13 protein-coding genes, 1 tRNA gene and 1 pseudogene are annotated in these 14,508 nt (G+C 46.6%); 5 read left to right on the top strand and 10 right to left on the bottom strand.

Annotation, left to right across the window (positions count from 1 at the left end):
* The 3 genes and pseudogenes from QZ176_RS09670 to QZ176_RS09660 all read left to right on the top strand — a co-directional run.
* Nucleotides 1–498 (top strand): annotated as a pseudogene (locus tag QZ176_RS09670) (L-seryl-tRNA(Sec) selenium transferase); the annotation flags it as partial.
* The gene (gene selB / locus QZ176_RS09665; protein ID WP_295153165.1) at nt 491–2,311 is read left to right on the top strand and encodes a selenocysteine-specific translation elongation factor; all 1,821 of its coding nucleotides are present in this window, start codon (nt 491–493) and stop codon (nt 2,309–2,311) included. The pseudogene QZ176_RS09670 and the gene selB, both read left to right, overlap by 8 nt.
* 51 nt (nt 2,312–2,362) lie before the next feature.
* Nucleotides 2,363–3,076, top strand: coding sequence for a histidine kinase (locus QZ176_RS09660; protein WP_295153163.1), 714 nt, complete (start codon nt 2,363–2,365; stop codon nt 3,074–3,076).
* Between the two features lie 486 nt (nt 3,077–3,562).
* On the opposite strand, the gene QZ176_RS09655 is transcribed toward QZ176_RS09660, so the two are convergent.
* The 8 genes from QZ176_RS09655 to QZ176_RS09620 form a co-directional block, all read right to left on the bottom strand.
* Entirely contained in the window at nt 3,563–5,524 is a 1,962-nt protein-coding gene (locus tag QZ176_RS09655) for an autotransporter domain-containing protein (protein ID WP_295153161.1), read from the bottom strand.
* A gap of 128 nt (nt 5,525–5,652) precedes the next feature.
* A complete protein-coding gene (gene rplT / locus QZ176_RS09650; protein ID WP_295153159.1) occupies nt 5,653–6,009 on the bottom strand; it encodes a 50S ribosomal protein L20 in 357 nt (118 codons plus the stop codon).
* Between the two features lie 97 nt (nt 6,010–6,106).
* Nucleotides 6,107–6,298 (bottom strand): 50S ribosomal protein L35, encoded by a 192-nt coding sequence (rpmI, locus tag QZ176_RS09645; protein WP_005871089.1) that lies wholly within the window; start codon nt 6,296–6,298, stop codon nt 6,107–6,109.
* Nucleotides 6,299–6,585: 287 nt separating this feature from the next.
* Nucleotides 6,586–7,107 carry a translation initiation factor IF-3 gene (gene infC, locus QZ176_RS09640; protein WP_177388239.1) on the bottom strand — a complete coding sequence of 174 codons (522 nt, stop codon included), beginning with the start codon at nt 7,105–7,107 and terminating at the stop codon, nt 6,586–6,588.
* On the bottom strand, nt 7,104–8,927 hold the full coding sequence (gene thrS, locus QZ176_RS09635; RefSeq protein ID WP_295153157.1) for a threonine--tRNA ligase: 1,824 nt from the start codon (nt 8,925–8,927) through the stop codon (nt 7,104–7,106). The genes infC and thrS overlap by 4 nt, the downstream gene beginning before the upstream one ends.
* Nucleotides 8,928–9,029: 102 nt before the next feature.
* On the bottom strand, nt 9,030–10,229 hold the full coding sequence (locus tag QZ176_RS09630) for a multidrug effflux MFS transporter (protein ID WP_295153156.1): 1,200 nt from the start codon (nt 10,227–10,229) through the stop codon (nt 9,030–9,032).
* The gene (locus tag QZ176_RS09625; RefSeq protein ID WP_295153154.1) at nt 10,213–10,950 is read right to left on the bottom strand and encodes a spore coat protein; all 738 of its coding nucleotides are present in this window, start codon (nt 10,948–10,950) and stop codon (nt 10,213–10,215) included. Before QZ176_RS09625 ends, QZ176_RS09630 begins: the two co-directional genes overlap by 17 nt.
* 237 nt (nt 10,951–11,187) lie before the next feature.
* A tRNA-Glu gene (locus QZ176_RS09620) sits at nt 11,188–11,262 on the bottom strand.
* A gap of 77 nt (nt 11,263–11,339) precedes the next feature.
* Here QZ176_RS09620 and QZ176_RS09615 point away from each other — a divergent pair.
* Nucleotides 11,340–11,834 carry a hypothetical protein gene (locus QZ176_RS09615; RefSeq protein WP_295153152.1) on the top strand — a complete coding sequence of 165 codons (495 nt, stop codon included), beginning with the start codon at nt 11,340–11,342 and terminating at the stop codon, nt 11,832–11,834.
* 361 nt (nt 11,835–12,195) lie between these two features.
* A complete protein-coding gene (gene nfo, locus QZ176_RS09610) occupies nt 12,196–13,050 on the top strand; it encodes a deoxyribonuclease IV (protein WP_295153150.1) in 855 nt (284 codons plus the stop codon).
* Nucleotides 13,051–13,804: 754 nt separating this feature from the next.
* Here nfo and QZ176_RS09605 read toward each other — a convergent pair.
* Together QZ176_RS09605 and QZ176_RS09600 are read right to left on the bottom strand one after the other, a co-directional pair.
* Entirely contained in the window at nt 13,805–14,026 is a 222-nt protein-coding gene (locus QZ176_RS09605; protein WP_295153148.1) for a hypothetical protein, read from the bottom strand.
* 2 nt (nt 14,027–14,028) lie between these two features.
* A complete protein-coding gene (locus QZ176_RS09600) occupies nt 14,029–14,469 on the bottom strand; it encodes a hypothetical protein (RefSeq protein ID WP_295153146.1) in 441 nt (146 codons plus the stop codon).
* Nucleotides 14,470–14,508: the final 39 nt, after the last annotated feature.

The raw sequence follows: 14,508 nt of genomic DNA, 5'->3' as shown, positions 1-14,508 counted from the left end.
AGCTTTAGCGGCGACAAGCTTTTCGGCTCCGTGCAGTGCGGCATCATCCTAGGGGATCGGCAGCTCATCGCGCGCCTGCGCAAAAACCAGCTACTGCGAATGCTGCGCGTGGATAAGATCACGCTAAGCCTGCTTGCCGAGACGATCAAGGCGTATATAAATAAAGAATTTCACCTCATCACGACGATAGATCAGATCCATCTGAGCCTGGACGAGCTGCGTGAGCGAGCGGAGCTAGTGCAATCGCGCATCGGCGTAAAATCGCAGATCGTGCCTACTACCACCTTCGTAGGCGGCGGCACGATGCCGAGCGCTTCCTACCCTAGCGTCGCGCTTGCGATCTTAGATGGTGCAGACCCGCAGAGCACGCAGGCAAAATTTCGCGCTGCGGGAATAATCGGGCGGATCGAGGATGATAAATTTTTGCTCGATTTCAGATCGATTTTAAAAAGCGACTTACAAGATTTAATAAAAAAGATCGGAGAAATTTATGAATAGCGTAATCATCGGCACCGCAGGCCATATCGATCATGGAAAGACCGCATTAATCAAGGCGCTAAACGGCTTTGAAGGAGACCGGATGCCGAGCGAAAAAGAACGTGGCATCACGATCGATCTTAGCTTCTCGCATCTGCGCTCGGGAGATACCAACGTCGCTTTCATCGACGTTCCTGGGCATGAAAATCTAGTAAAGACGATGATTAGCGGCGCATATGCCTTCGACGCTGCGATGCTAGTAGTAGCCGCTGACGACGGGCTAATGCCGCAAAGCCGCGAGCATATTCAAATTTTATCGCTGCTCGGGGTAAAAAGCGTGATCCTGTGTATCAGCAAGTGCGACCTAGCTGACGACGCGCGCAAGGCGGAGGTTGCGGCGCAGTGCAAGGAATACATCGGTAAATTTAAGGATTTGCAAATTTTAAACACCTTTTTTATCAGCATAAAAGATCCCGCAAGCATCGCCGAGCTGAAAAACTATCTTTTCAATATCAAGCCCGCGCAGCGCCAAGGAGGCGGCGTGGTGCACTACTACATCGACCGCGTCTTTTCGCTCAAGGGGCTCGGCACCATCGTAACGGGCAGCCTCATTAACGGCGCGATTTCAAAGGGCGAGAAGCTTTATAACTGCGATCTGGGTAAAATTTTTAACATCAAAAGCGTGCAGATCCACGACGAGGACACGCCGCTGGCGCAGGCTCCAAACCGCGTCGCGCTAAGCTTGGACGCCAAAACGAGCGAGCTTGAAAAGGGGCAAATCCTAAGCAAAAAGGGCTTTTTCCGCGGCTTTAACGAAGCCGACTGCACCTTTAGCGGCGAAATTTCGCATAATCAAGACGTGCTGTTTTGCGTCGGAAGCAAGCAAAGCGCGGCAAAAGCGCTCATTTTAAAAGAACTTCCAAGCGGCGAGAAGCTCGTAAGCTTTAAATTTGACAAAACGATGTTTTTGAAATTTGACGAGCCATTCGTCTGCTTGTCAAACTCGCGCGTAATCGGTGGCGGACGCGTGCTAAACGCCGTAGTCGAGCCGCTAAAAAAGCAGAGCAAAGCCGTGCTTCTAACTGCGCTTTTAAAGCGAAATTTCACCGAAGCGTTTAAAATTTTAAGCCTCTTTCACAAGCATGGATTCGGGCTATTTTCGGCGTATCAGCGCTTCGGAATGGAATACGACGAAGCGGTAAAGATCGCGCGCGGCATAGAAGGGACGTATTTTGACGAAGCAAATTTATGCGTTTACGATCTAAGCGCGATCGAGGACGTAAAAAGCCTCATAAAATTTATCGTCTCAAAAAACGACTACGCGATCTTCTCGCCAGCCTCGATCGCTCTAAAGCTCTCGTGGGCCAGCGAAGATCTTGCCGCGCGCGCGCTTAGCGAGCTTGAGCGGAGCGGCATCGTCTCCAAAAAGGGCGGAGTTTACGTAAAATCTGGAGTGGATTTTGACGCGCTTAAGCAGGGCCTGGAAAGTAAAATTTTTGATCTCATCAAAAAAGGCGGCATCGCGCCGCTTGCGCCGTATAACATTTACGACGAGCTAGAGATCGACCGCGAAAGCGGCGATGACGCGCTAAAGAAGCTAACATACGCCAAAAAGGTCGTCCGTCTCGCACATAATCTCTTCGTCGAGGCCGAAAATTTAGCCCTAGCGATCAAACGCCTCTACGCAATCATCGAAAAAGAGGGCTTCGTAAACGTCACAAACGCTAAAGAGGAGCTTGGGCTTAGCAGAAAATTCGTCATCTGCTACCTCGAATACTTAGATAAGATGGGAAATATCGTGACGATCGACAATAAACGCTATTTGAAAAAGTAAAAATTTAAAATTTTGCACTACAATGCGCGGAATTTTTTGCAAAGGAAAAAAATGAAAAAAGCTATTTTAACTTCAGTTGCGCTCGCAGCAAGCCTAAACGCGGCTTTAAGCGACAGCGAAATTCTATCCATCTATGGCGGCGCGCCTCAAGGCATCGAAATAAAGGTCGCCGAGCGCATCCCGCTTAGCGAGCTAAAGGGCGTTGAAGCGGTCGTTTTAAAAATCTCTCAAGGCAATATGTCGCAAGAGGAGATCATTTTCACCCAAGGCGATCTGATCTTTACCGATATCATCGATCCTAAAAAACGCGTAGTCTATAAGGAGCAGATCAAACAAGACCGCATCGCAGGGCAGCTAAGTAAGGTCTTCAAAGCAGAGAGTAAAGACAATATTATCAAGCTAGGAAACGATCCAAAAAAACCTACGATTTTGATGCTGACGGATGCTTTGTGCCCATTCTGCCGCAAAGAGATGGCAAGGATCGAAGAAACGCTAAAAAATAACAATGTTGATATCGTCATGACCTCCGTTCACGGCGACGACGGCCACGCAAAATCCGCACTCATCTACAAAGAAATCAAAAATGCTAAAACCGACGAGCAAAAGATAGCGGTTTTTAGAAAATACTACGCTGAAGATAACAAAGCAGGCGCCAAAGACGTAAGCGCTGCCGAGCTAAATGCTGCAAAAGCCCTAGCTGCCAAATACTTCGGTGCGGGGGTAAACTCGGTGCCTTACATCATCGAACTAGACAAGCTAAAATAATCTCTCTTAAATTTTGCGGAGCGATCCGCAAAATTTCGCTTCTTTCACCCAATTTCGGTAGCTTTCAATCAATCTAAATTTTGCCTCGGATTATGAATACTGCCCCTTTGGAGTTCTTGCAATTCCGCTGCTTTTAAAAATTCCGCAGTTGCACCTAGTATAGAATTTTAAAATCTCTTACGGATGAAACGCGATCCACAAAGTCTTAAACGGGCAAAATCTTATAATTTTAAAACCCCCCTCAGCGTCCGCGCGAAATTCTGTGGCAGCGATTCCATCTCGTCGCTTCGCATCCATAACGGCACAAAAAATGGCCTTACATGGAATTTCAAAGTAGAAATTATGCTAGTAAAAATTTTACGGTCAAAATTTTAAAATTTCGCGGCAAAGCCCAGATAAAATTTAGCCGCAAATTTTTGATTTGCGGCAAAGAGGAATTTGTAATCGTGCTTCAAGCTACCTATCTTGGGCTGCGTCCTATTAAAATCAAAACTCCACGTCAAAAGCCGCTCTTGCCAGGCTATTTTTGCTCTCGCTTAACTCGTACGACGCGCTGAGTCCGACGCTTTGAAGGATTTTATATTTCAGTCCGATCGCGCCGTTAAACACGCCGCTAGAATAATCAAGTTCCTCGACGTCGTATCTGTCCGAATACTTTCTGCTTGCATGGTACGAATCTCCGCTAAATCGATGCTCGTACTCAGCATTTGCGAATATCTGCAGATCGCCGAAAGCCTTGATCGCGTAAATTCCCGCGGTGCCGTTCGGCGCGGTTTTTGAAGCGGAGCTAAATTTAAGCCTAGAGATCGCATCCTCGTTCACCCTAATCGCTCCAAGCCCCAAATATGGCTTAATATAGCCGTTTTCAAATAAAAATTTATATCCTGCTCTCGTGCTAAAATCCCAAATTTGCGACTTGTATTTCGCGCCATGGATAGCGCCGAATCCGTTATTGGTTTCAAATTTATGATCGTTTGTCGAATATGTTAAATTTACCGCCAAATCCACGTTCTCGTTAAAATCGTATCTACCCGCCAGACCGAGCTCGTAGGATTTGATGTTTTCTTTCACGCCGTCGAATTTACCCTCATACCAAGCGTCCGATTTTTGATACCCAAAGATCACGCCCAGCGTAAGATCATCTACTCTCTTGGAGGCTCCGAGTAAAATTCCGTCGCTCTTGTGATCGTATTTGACGCCACCCGAGCGGTCTTTGTAATCCCCGCCGTAGTTTCCAATCGCGCTTACGTTTACGTTAAACTCCTGCTCGTCGGTGTCGGTTAAATTTTTATAAGCAGAATTTCTTGCAAGCTTTGTAAGATCCAGATCGACCTTCGAGCGCGGCATCTCGATGCCTATGCGGTTGCCGCCTCTTGCGACCTGCGAAAACAGGCTGCCGTTTTTAGGCGTGAAGTTATTGATCGCCAGCATCAGCGCTTCAAAATAGGTAGGCAGATCGTCGTATCCGCTAGGATAGGCATTCGTATCGGAGGTGATAAATAGATTTGCCGCGTTGCGCTCGCGAGATAATCTTATGATCTCGTCGTATTGATCTGGTCTTGCGTTGTATATCACGTGCAAAATTTTAGAAGAATTTGCGGGGTCTTTTTCAAATTCCGAAGTTCTAGGGCGGTAGTTATTTATATAATCGTCCGCGCTCACCTCTTGCAGCATCCAAACGTCCGCATAGGGAGCTATGGCGTCGCGCACGCCCCAGCCGTTGTTTGCCAAAACAAGCATTCCCGGATATTTAGTCTTGATATAATTGTAGATATTAGCCATATAGGCGATAGTTGCGGGATTGTTTTCGGTATTAACTTCGTCGATAAAGTATCCTGCGATATTTTCTCTGCCGTAGAAATTTACGAAATTATCGATATCGGCATAGACTAAATTCAAATTTCTAGTAGAATTTTTAGTATAGGTATAGCCTAAATTTGATATGCCCGCCGCGATATTTCGCTTCATCTGAACCGCGTCTTCTTCTCTTCTGACCAAATATTGCGTAGCTTGATTGCCCGGTATCGCCGCCTCGTAAGAGCCGAAAGCCACATAAGGAACCAGCGCGCCGCCTATATTGGTAATGCCGTTCCAAAACTCGGCATTTACGCCGCTATTGCCCGTCCAGCGAAACGCAGGCATCATAACGCGCTGATTATTAAGCCTGCCCGAATATGAGCCCTTTTTGGCAAAGCCTCTTGCATACTCAAGCTTGATACGAAATGAGTTTTCATACTCGTCGCTCGCAGAGCTATCGCTAGCTGCGTCGCGCCTGCTTAATTTCGCGCCCAGGCTGTCCGCAGCGCTCATTACGTCGGAACGGGAAGTGTTGTTGGAATGTGATTTTTGCGCGTTTGCATAGCCCCAGGAATTCTGCTCGCTCGCATAGCCGAACCCTGCTGCACCGATAAGCGCAAGAGATACGATTTTTTTCAAAGACTTTAGCATTCTGCACCGCCTCAAATAAAAATACCCAAATTCTTAAATTTCGACAAATTTTTGGACGCGCTTTTAAAATTAAAAGCTTTGTCGAAATTTAAAAATTTAGCCGTCTTAAGACGGCCAAATTTTAAAACTTATTTTAATGCTGCTTTTGCCTTCTTTGCGACGGTTGCGAAAGCTTCAGGGTCGTTCATAGCCATATTTGCTAAAATTTTTCTATCAAGCTCGATGCCCGCTTTTCTAAGTCCGTTTATAAATTTAGAATAGCTGATGTCGTTTAGTCTGCAAGCTGCATTGATGCGCACTATCCAAAGTCTGCGGAAATCGCGTTTTTTCGCGCGTCTGTCACGGAAGGCGTAAACGAGGCTTCTCTCCAGCTGCTCTTTGGCCTTTCTGAAATGTTTGCGTCTTGCGCTATAAAATCCGCGCGCAAGCTTTAGCACCTTGTTGTGACGGCGGCGTCTAACGATACCCGTTTTTACTCTTGCCATATTAATCCTTTCTTAATCGGCGTCCCTTGGGGATCTTGCCCTAAAATCCATAAATTTAGGGGAGTTTGAATGACTTTCGTCAAAAACTAACTTTGCACTATTTGCAAAGCATTTTTTTAACCGCAGATACGTTCGTAGAATCGACGTATTGGGCCTCGCGCAAATTCCTCTTGCGTTTTTGAGACATCTTCGTCAAAATGTGGCTGCGAAACGCCGAGCCTCTTTTGATCTTGTTTTTGCCCGCTTTAAAACGCTTGACGGCACCGCGCACGCTTTTCATCTTTGGCATGGTCGTCCTTTTTTTAAAGTGAACAAGAAGTATATAATAAAGTTTCTTTGAAAAATTTGAATTTGATAAATTTAAAGTTAAATTATGCCACTCGCTTAAGATTCGGTTTGGCTGGATCCAAAAAATTTTATACAAATTTAAAGGGCTAAATTTAGAGATAAACTTAGCCTGTATAAATTTTAAAATTTCGCTGTTTAGTTTAAATTTACGCGCTATACTGTGGGGAAAAACAGCGCGTAAATTTTAAAATTTTGCCGCACGCAGCGCAAAATACCACTAAATTTACGCTACGCCTTTTTCGGCGTGATCAGCATATTTACGTAGCGACCCTCCAGCGCAGGCGCTTTATCGCGATCTGCAACTTCTGCGAAAAATTCATCCCAAATTTTATTGAGCAAATTTACGCCGATTTCCGGGCTTGACATCTCGCGCCCTTTTAAAAATACGCGAAGCTTGACGTGTTTGCCGCTACTAAGGAATTCTTTCGCGTGTTTTACTTTGTAATTAATGTCGTTTTGAGCGATTTTGGCGGACAGCTTGATCTCTTTGACCTCGATGATTTTTTGCTTTTTTTTCGCCTCTTTGAGCTTTTTTTCCTGCTGATAGCGAAATTTGCTGTAGTTCATGACCTTGCAAACGGGCGGCTTTGCATCGGGCGCTATCAAAACCAGATCCACGCCCTCTCGCTCGGCGATTTGCAGCGCCTGCGCCTTTGAAATTATGCCGTAAACCTCGCCGTTGTCGCCTATGCACCTGACTTCGCTAGCCGGAATGTCCTCGTTTAGAAAAACCTCTTTGCCTCTGCTCAAAAATTCACCTCGTTTAATTTAGCTTTTACGAAATTTAAAAACTCATCCAGCCTTAAATTTCGCTGTTCGCGCGCCCTGCGATCGCGCAAGGCCACGCTGCGAGCCGAAACTTCATTATCGCCTAGGACGATGATGAGCGGCACCTTCTGCTTTTCAGCCGTTCTGATTCGTTTATTTAGCGTCTCGTTTTTATCTAAAATTTCTCCGTCAATATCTTCTTCGCGCAGCAAATTTAAAATTTCCTTCGCATAGCTTGCGTGCGCCTCGCCGATCGGCACGATCGATACCTGCGTAGGACAGATCCAAAACGGAAGTTCGCCCGCGGTGTGCTCGAGCAAAATCCCCACGAAGCGCTCGAAGCTTCCCAAAATCGCGCGATGCAGCATCACGGGCTGCTTTTTTTCATTATTTTCGTCGATGTAGCCAAGCTCGAAGCGCGCAGGCAGGTTAAAATCGACCTGTACCGTGCCGCACTGCCATTTTCGACCGAGCGCGTCGGTGATTTTGATGTCGATCTTAGGTCCGTAAAAAGCGCCGCCGCCCTCGTCTAAGCCGTACTTTAAGCCCTTTTCGTCAAGCGCGTCTTTTAAAGCCTTCGTCGCGATCTCCCAAACCTCGTCGTCGCCAACCGCCTTTTGCGGTTTAGTCGAAATTTCAAGCTCGTATTCAAAGCCGAAAGCCTTCATCAAGAGTTCAACGAAATCTAAAATTTCATAGACGTTTTCTTTGATCTGGCTCGGCATCACAAATAGATGTGCGTCGTCCTGCGTAAACTCGCGCACGCGGAAAAGTCCGTGCAATACGCCGCTTTTTTCGTGGCGGTGCACGACGCCGTACTCGCAAAATTTAAGCGGTAGATCGCGATATGAGCGGATCTCGCTTTGATAAACCTTAATGTGGCCGACGCAATTCATCGGCTTGATACCGTATTCTTGCTCCTCGATCGTCGTAAAATACATATTTTCTTTGTAGTTGCTGTAGTGCCCGCTGATCTTCCATGCGTCTGATTTTAAAATTTCAGGGCCACGCACCGGCTCGTAGCCGCGCTTGCGAAGCTGCCTATAAAGGCGCTCTTCGAGCTTTATGCGCATCCTCGTGCCGGCAGGAAGCCAGATCGGAAGTCCCGCGCCGATCTGCTCGTCGAAGGTGAAAAATTTCATCTCGGCTCCGAGCTTTCGGTGATCGCGCTTCTTGGCTTCTTCTAGCATCGTAAGGTGTTTTTTAAGGCTATCTTTATCGGCAAATACGACGCCGTAGATGCGAGTTAGCATCTCGCGCTTCTCGTCGCCGCCGAGATACGCTCCCGCGATGCGTGTAAGGGCGAAATTTTTCAAAAATTTCGTATTTTGCACGTGCGGGCCGCGGCAGATATCCTCAAACTCGCCCTGCGCGTATAGGCTTACGGGGCCTTCGGGGATGCGCTTTAAAACCTCCTGCTTAAGATCGTCGTTTGCATATTTTTTCGCGACCGCCTCTTTAGTGGAGGCTATCTTTTTAATCTCTAAATTTGCCTCGGCAAGCGCGCGCATCTTTTTTTCGATCGCCTTTAAATCCTCTTCGCCGAGCTTCTCGCCGTTATCTTTGCCAACGCGGATATCGTAGTAAAACCCATCTTCGATCGCAGGCCCTACGAAAAATTTTGCGCCCGCATAGAGCTCGCGCACCGCCTGCGCCAAAAGGTGCGCACAGGAGTGGCGCAAAATTTTAAGCGCGTCCTCGGAGTTATCGAAATATATCGGCTGCGCCTCGCTTGCGTGCTCGCCGATACTTTGAGTATCGTAAATTTCATCGTTAAGTTTATACGCGATAATATCGCTCATTGGCTTGTTTCCTTTTTTACCGAATTGTCTTTCTTACACTGAAAGAACAAAAGCTAATTTTAGCCAATCAATCCTTAACGATAAATTTAAAAAATATTAAAATTAAAATTTTTGATTCTTTTCTCGCAATAAAAAATACACGGCGTTTGCGCAAAGAGCACAAATCACCATCACACTTGCGAGCAAAAACGGCTTATTCGCTCCCACTGCACCTACGATAAACGAAATAGCCCCGGCGATAGCAAACTGCGCAGTCCCCAGTACCGCCGAAGCTGCGCCAGAGTTGCCGTCCTTATACAGCGCCATCGCAAGCGTCGTGGCGTTAGGCGCAACAAAGCCAAGAGACGAAAGTAATACGAAAAGCGAAGCCTCAAAGCAGATGAAAGGAAGGTCAAGCATAGAGCATGCGAACAAAATAAGGCTCGTCACAAGCATCGCTATTAGGCCGAAATTTAATAAAGCTGTGGGTTCGCGATTTTGCACGAGCTTGGCATTTAGTGCCGAAACGAGGGTCATCCCAAGAGCGTTGATGCCAAATATTACGCCAAAGGCATGCTCACCCAACCCGTAATAGCCCAAAAATATAAAGCTAGAGCCCGTGATATAAGCAAAAAGTGTGCTCATCGCAACCGCAAATCCTAGCGTATAGCGCATAAATTCTTTATTTCGCAAGATTATGCCGTATTCGCCAAGCACGCCTTTTACGCTAAGAATAGCAGTCCCATCTATCTGCGCGCTCTCGTCAAGTCCGAAAAATATAAATGCAAAAAGCAAAATTCCAAGCGCGAACAAAATCGCAAAAATCGCTTGCCACGAGAAAAAATCTAGAACAAATCCGCCTAGAGTTGGTGCTAGCATCGGCGCTAGCGAGCCCACGACCATCATCAGCGCAAACATCGCCGCAGCCTCGTGCAGCTCGAATTTATCATTAATTACGGCTCGCGCAAGTACCACTCCAGCGCACCCACCCAAAGCTTGCAAAAATCTAAAAAATATAAACGCGTAAACGCTATCAAAGCTCACACAAGCAAGCGACGCACATATGAAAAGCAAAATGCCCGCGTATAACGGCTTTTTACGGCCGAATTTATCACTTAGCGGCCCATAAACGAGCTGTCCTAGCGCAAAAGCGATGAAAAAGCTCGCAACCGATAGCTGAGTGTAAAACTCGCTAGTAGCAAAGCTTGCCTTTACCTTTTCCAGCGCGGGCAGATACATATCGGTAGACAAGGGCGCCAGAGCCGACATATAGGCGAGTATAATCACCAGCTTAAATTTGGCAAATTTACTTTGTTTGACCATCGTTTTCCTCAATTATTTTTAGACAGAGCTCAAACGTGCGCACGAGCGCGTTTAGATCCTTAAATTTTTGCGGCAAAAGCCTAGCGATAAAATATATCGGACGCAGCGCAAGTACCGTAGCCCACGCACTTTGCACTACGTCCTGCCCGCCGCTTGAGGCGTAGGTGCGAATGCCTGCGCGCACCAAACCTTCGTTTAGCCCTTCGCGACAAAGATCATAGACAAACAGCAAAAAATCTCGCATTTTGGCTTTTTGCAGATCATCGCGCTCGCCGCGATTTTCAAAATCTATAAATTTCATCTCGCCGTTTTTTACTAAGACGTCGCGCAGTGCGGGCCTGCCGTGTATGAAGCCGCGCGAATGCAGCTGTGCTAACGCTGCAGTGTAGCCCTCAATGAGCGCCACGCAAGATACCTTATCCGAGCTTTTTAGCACCTCATCCACCGGCGTGCCGCCGTCTTTGAGTACGAAAAAGCTCTCCTCTCGCAGCACCAGCTGCGGCACAGGCGCGCCGGCTGCGTACAGGCTCTCGCATTTTAGCGCTTCGTAATCGAAAGCGGCTTTCGGATTTGCTTTAAATATTTTCGTAAGTAATCCGCCGCGGATGTGCAGCTCCGGCTGCTTGAGCCAGTATTTCTCGCCCTCGAAACTAAAGCTCGTGACGCGCTCGCCAGGATGATTTTTTAGAATTTCATTTACGTATTCTTTAAAATTTTGCATTCGATAAATTTAGCGAATTTTTTTTAGAAAGAGCTAAATTCGCGAGTTTTATTTTATTAAGTTTCATCTGTCCGCATAAAATTTATTACATAAATTCGGCAGGGCTAAATTTTAAAATTATCAGGTAGAATTTTTATTGAAGTCTTGGAATTTTGTAGCGCAGGAAGCAGCAAAAGCGCATAATTTCAGAATTTTACAAAAACTAAGGTTTGCGTCAAAAAATTTTAAAACTAGAAGTGGCGACCCCTACGAGATTCGAACTCGTTTTACCGCCGTGAAAGGGCGATGTCCTAACCGTTAGACGAAGGGGCCACTTAATCTGGTATTAAGATTAAAGGCGGTATTCTACTCAAGACGCACTTAAACCCAACTTAAATTAAGGATTATTTATGAAATGCTCTTTTCTGGCGCCGCTTGCACTTTCGCTTCTGCTCGCAGGCTGCGCTACCACCGCGCTCAAGCCCGCTTCTACGCAAGCTGTAAATTTCACCGTCATTTCGCCGCTTACTCGCACCAGCGACGCGGGCTTTATGCGTAAATTTAAAAACCAAACCGAGGTTCAAATTTACGCAAGCGGCATCAGCGTGCTGAGCCTGGTTTTAAAAGGCGATAAAATTTGCATGAACGGCGCGTGCGACGACGAACTCGTTTTCAATAAAAAATTCTTCGGCACCGAGCACTACCGCGGGCTTCTGGGCGAAATCCTAGACGGTAAGCCGATCTTTGGCGGCAGCGACGCAGGCGAGCGCCGTTGCCTCGCGCAAAGCCTGCAAGATGGCTCTATCGATTATAAGGTTTGCCGCGACAAGGACGGCGGCGGAAGATCCATAAGCTTCGCCGACGCAAAACGCGGCGTAAAGATCAAAATCCGCGAGCTGCAGTAAAATCTCGTGCGATCAATGTTTGTGGCGCGTGAGATGCAATTCCGCGGGCGGCCCGAATAAATTGCGAACGAACAAAATTTCGCGCAGCGGGTGTATATAAACGCGCGGGAATACTGCTCTCTAGCAGCCGCCCAAAACAACGGCGCGAGCGGTCAAAATTCCATTACTCGGCGGGATAGTCGCTCAAGCTTTGCAAACGGCGCGATTTTATTGACGCTCTGCGCCGGCTCTTCGCGGCGAAATTTACTAAGCAGCGCGTATGTCCGAAAGAAAAGCGCGCATTTAAATTTAAAAATTCGCGCGCAGCTCGGGTTTATGAAATTTCGCCGCACGCGGCGTAAAATAAAATTGAGGAGGTAAAATGAAACGGATCGGAGCGCACGTGAGTGCTAACGGCGGGGTTTCCAACGCGCCGTTAAATGCCGCAAAGATCGGGGCGGACGCGTTTGCGATGTTCGTCAAAAATCAGCGCAGATGGGACGTGCCGCCGCTTAGCGCGGAGGAGATCGTCGCGTTTAAGGACGCGTTGAAGCAAAGCGGCATCAGCGCGGAGCATGTCTTGGTGCACGACAGCTACCTCATAAATTTGGGCCATCCACGCGAGGCGGAGCGCGAGAAATCCCTAAACGCCTTTGTGGACGAGATCCGCCGCTGCGAGGCGCTCGGGCTTAGGCTTTTGAACTTTCATCCAGGCTCACATCTAAATGAAATTTCAGCTCAAGTGTGCCTGGATAATATCGCAGGGTCGCTAAATTTCGCCATCGCAAACACTAGTGGCGTCAAGCTCGTGCTCGAAAATACCGCCGGCCAGGGCTCCAATCTCGGCTATGATTTCGCTCAGCTTGCTTACGTGATCGATAAAATTTCAAACAAAGATCGCATCGGCGTCTGCATCGATACCTGTCACGCGTTCGCCGCAGGATACGATCTGCGCAGCCGGCAGGCCTATGAGCGCACGATGAGCAAGTTTGATCGCGCGATCGGCTATAAATTTTTAAGCGGCATGCACCTAAACGACACGAAAAACGAGCTTGGTGTGCGCAAAGATCGGCACGAGAGCCTCGGACGCGGATTTTTGGGGCTCACGGCGTTTGAAAATATCATGAACGACCCCAACATCGACGAGATCCCGCTGATTTTAGAAACGATCGACGATAGCCTCTGGGCGGAGGAGATCGCGCTTTTGCGCAGTATGCAAGGACGCCCCAAAGCCTAATCGGGCGCCTTTTGCGCCACGTAGAATTTATTTCATTTCGCTTCAAAGTGGCGTAGAGCGACAAGAGCCTTATGTCGTGCAAATTTAACATCGTGGGATTTATCACTTAAATTTTAACAAGCAAAATAATGAGGATCGCGCGTTAAGAATGCCGCGGCAAAAAAGTCGCGAAATTCTACGACGAAAACACAGCACCATAGCAAAAGAGCAAAATTTTTATAGAAAAACACAGCGCCCGGCAGAAATGAAAAATTTTACGCTGCATAATTAAAATTTTTAAGCAAGATTTTTAAAGCGATGCGGCGGCGAATTTTAAAATTCTATCGCTACGGTATTTCAAGGCTCAGCGCCAGATTCGAAGCTATAGAAATTCTAAATTCCACATCAAAAAAACGGCGCGAAGCTTTATACGCGCGACTGCGTAAATTCCAATCTTGCAATTCCACTTTCGCCCAATCCATGCGAAGACGCAAGCGCATAAGATTTCATAAATTCTAACTTAAAATTCTGCTGCGTGCCAATCTATGCTTTTGGCACGCATTTGCTTATGACAAATCTGCCTCTTTATTTTAGCGCTTTGCTCGCGTCAAAATCTGTGCAGGATCCGTGTAAATTTACGCCAAATTCTGCTATAAGATCGCCCGATTAATTTAAGATTTTATCGTCGCTTTGAATTTACTTGCGTTTTAAATTTAGACGCGGCAGGATTTTAAGCCGCAGCCGATGCGTATTGTACCAGCTGCAACTCGGCGAGCTATTTTAGCAGTTCATACATATCGCAGGATTCTTTATATACTTCCGACTCTCGCAAAATAAGATCGTCTTTGCATGTATCGCAAGCTTTTTTAAAATACTGCGCGGCTTTGCTTTTATCTTTCATAGTGTAATAATTAAAATTTGCAAAGTTATTGCACGCGACACAATTACCTAAATCACAACCTTTCTTCATATAAACCCCCGATTTTAATTTATCCATTTTTACCTCTTTACCCTCATCATAATTTTCATTAGACTTTCGCAAGAGAAAGCATCTCCTATCTTAGCATTACAAGCCTTGTCGTAATAATTTATTGCCTCTTTTATATTTTTTTCTACAAATTTTCCAGCATGATATAACATCCCTAAATTTAAGCAGCTAATTCCGCTTCCCTCACTGCATTTTCTTTCGGCAAATTTGATACCCTCCTTTGGATCTTCATTTATTATTTTAACAATCACAGCGTTACAAGCCAAATCCTCTCCTCCGTCGCAAGCTTTTTTAAATAGCTCATGCCTTTTGGCTGGATCTTTATGCCAGGTGGCTGCGAAATAGCAAGACTCCATATTGCCGTCATTACACTCTTTTTCTAGCGTCTCAAGCTCGGACGCGCCGAACGCAAAGTAAGCGACAAATGCCAACAAAAATAGTGATTTTTTCATTTAGTATCCTTTCCGGGTAAAATTTGGCTAATTCTACCC

The organism is uncultured Campylobacter sp. (assembly GCF_905373215.1).
Lineage (GTDB): Bacteria > Campylobacterota > Campylobacteria > Campylobacterales > Campylobacteraceae > Campylobacter_B.
Note: the sequence above shows the minus strand (reverse complement) of the source record. Positions and strands in the feature narration are given on the sequence as shown.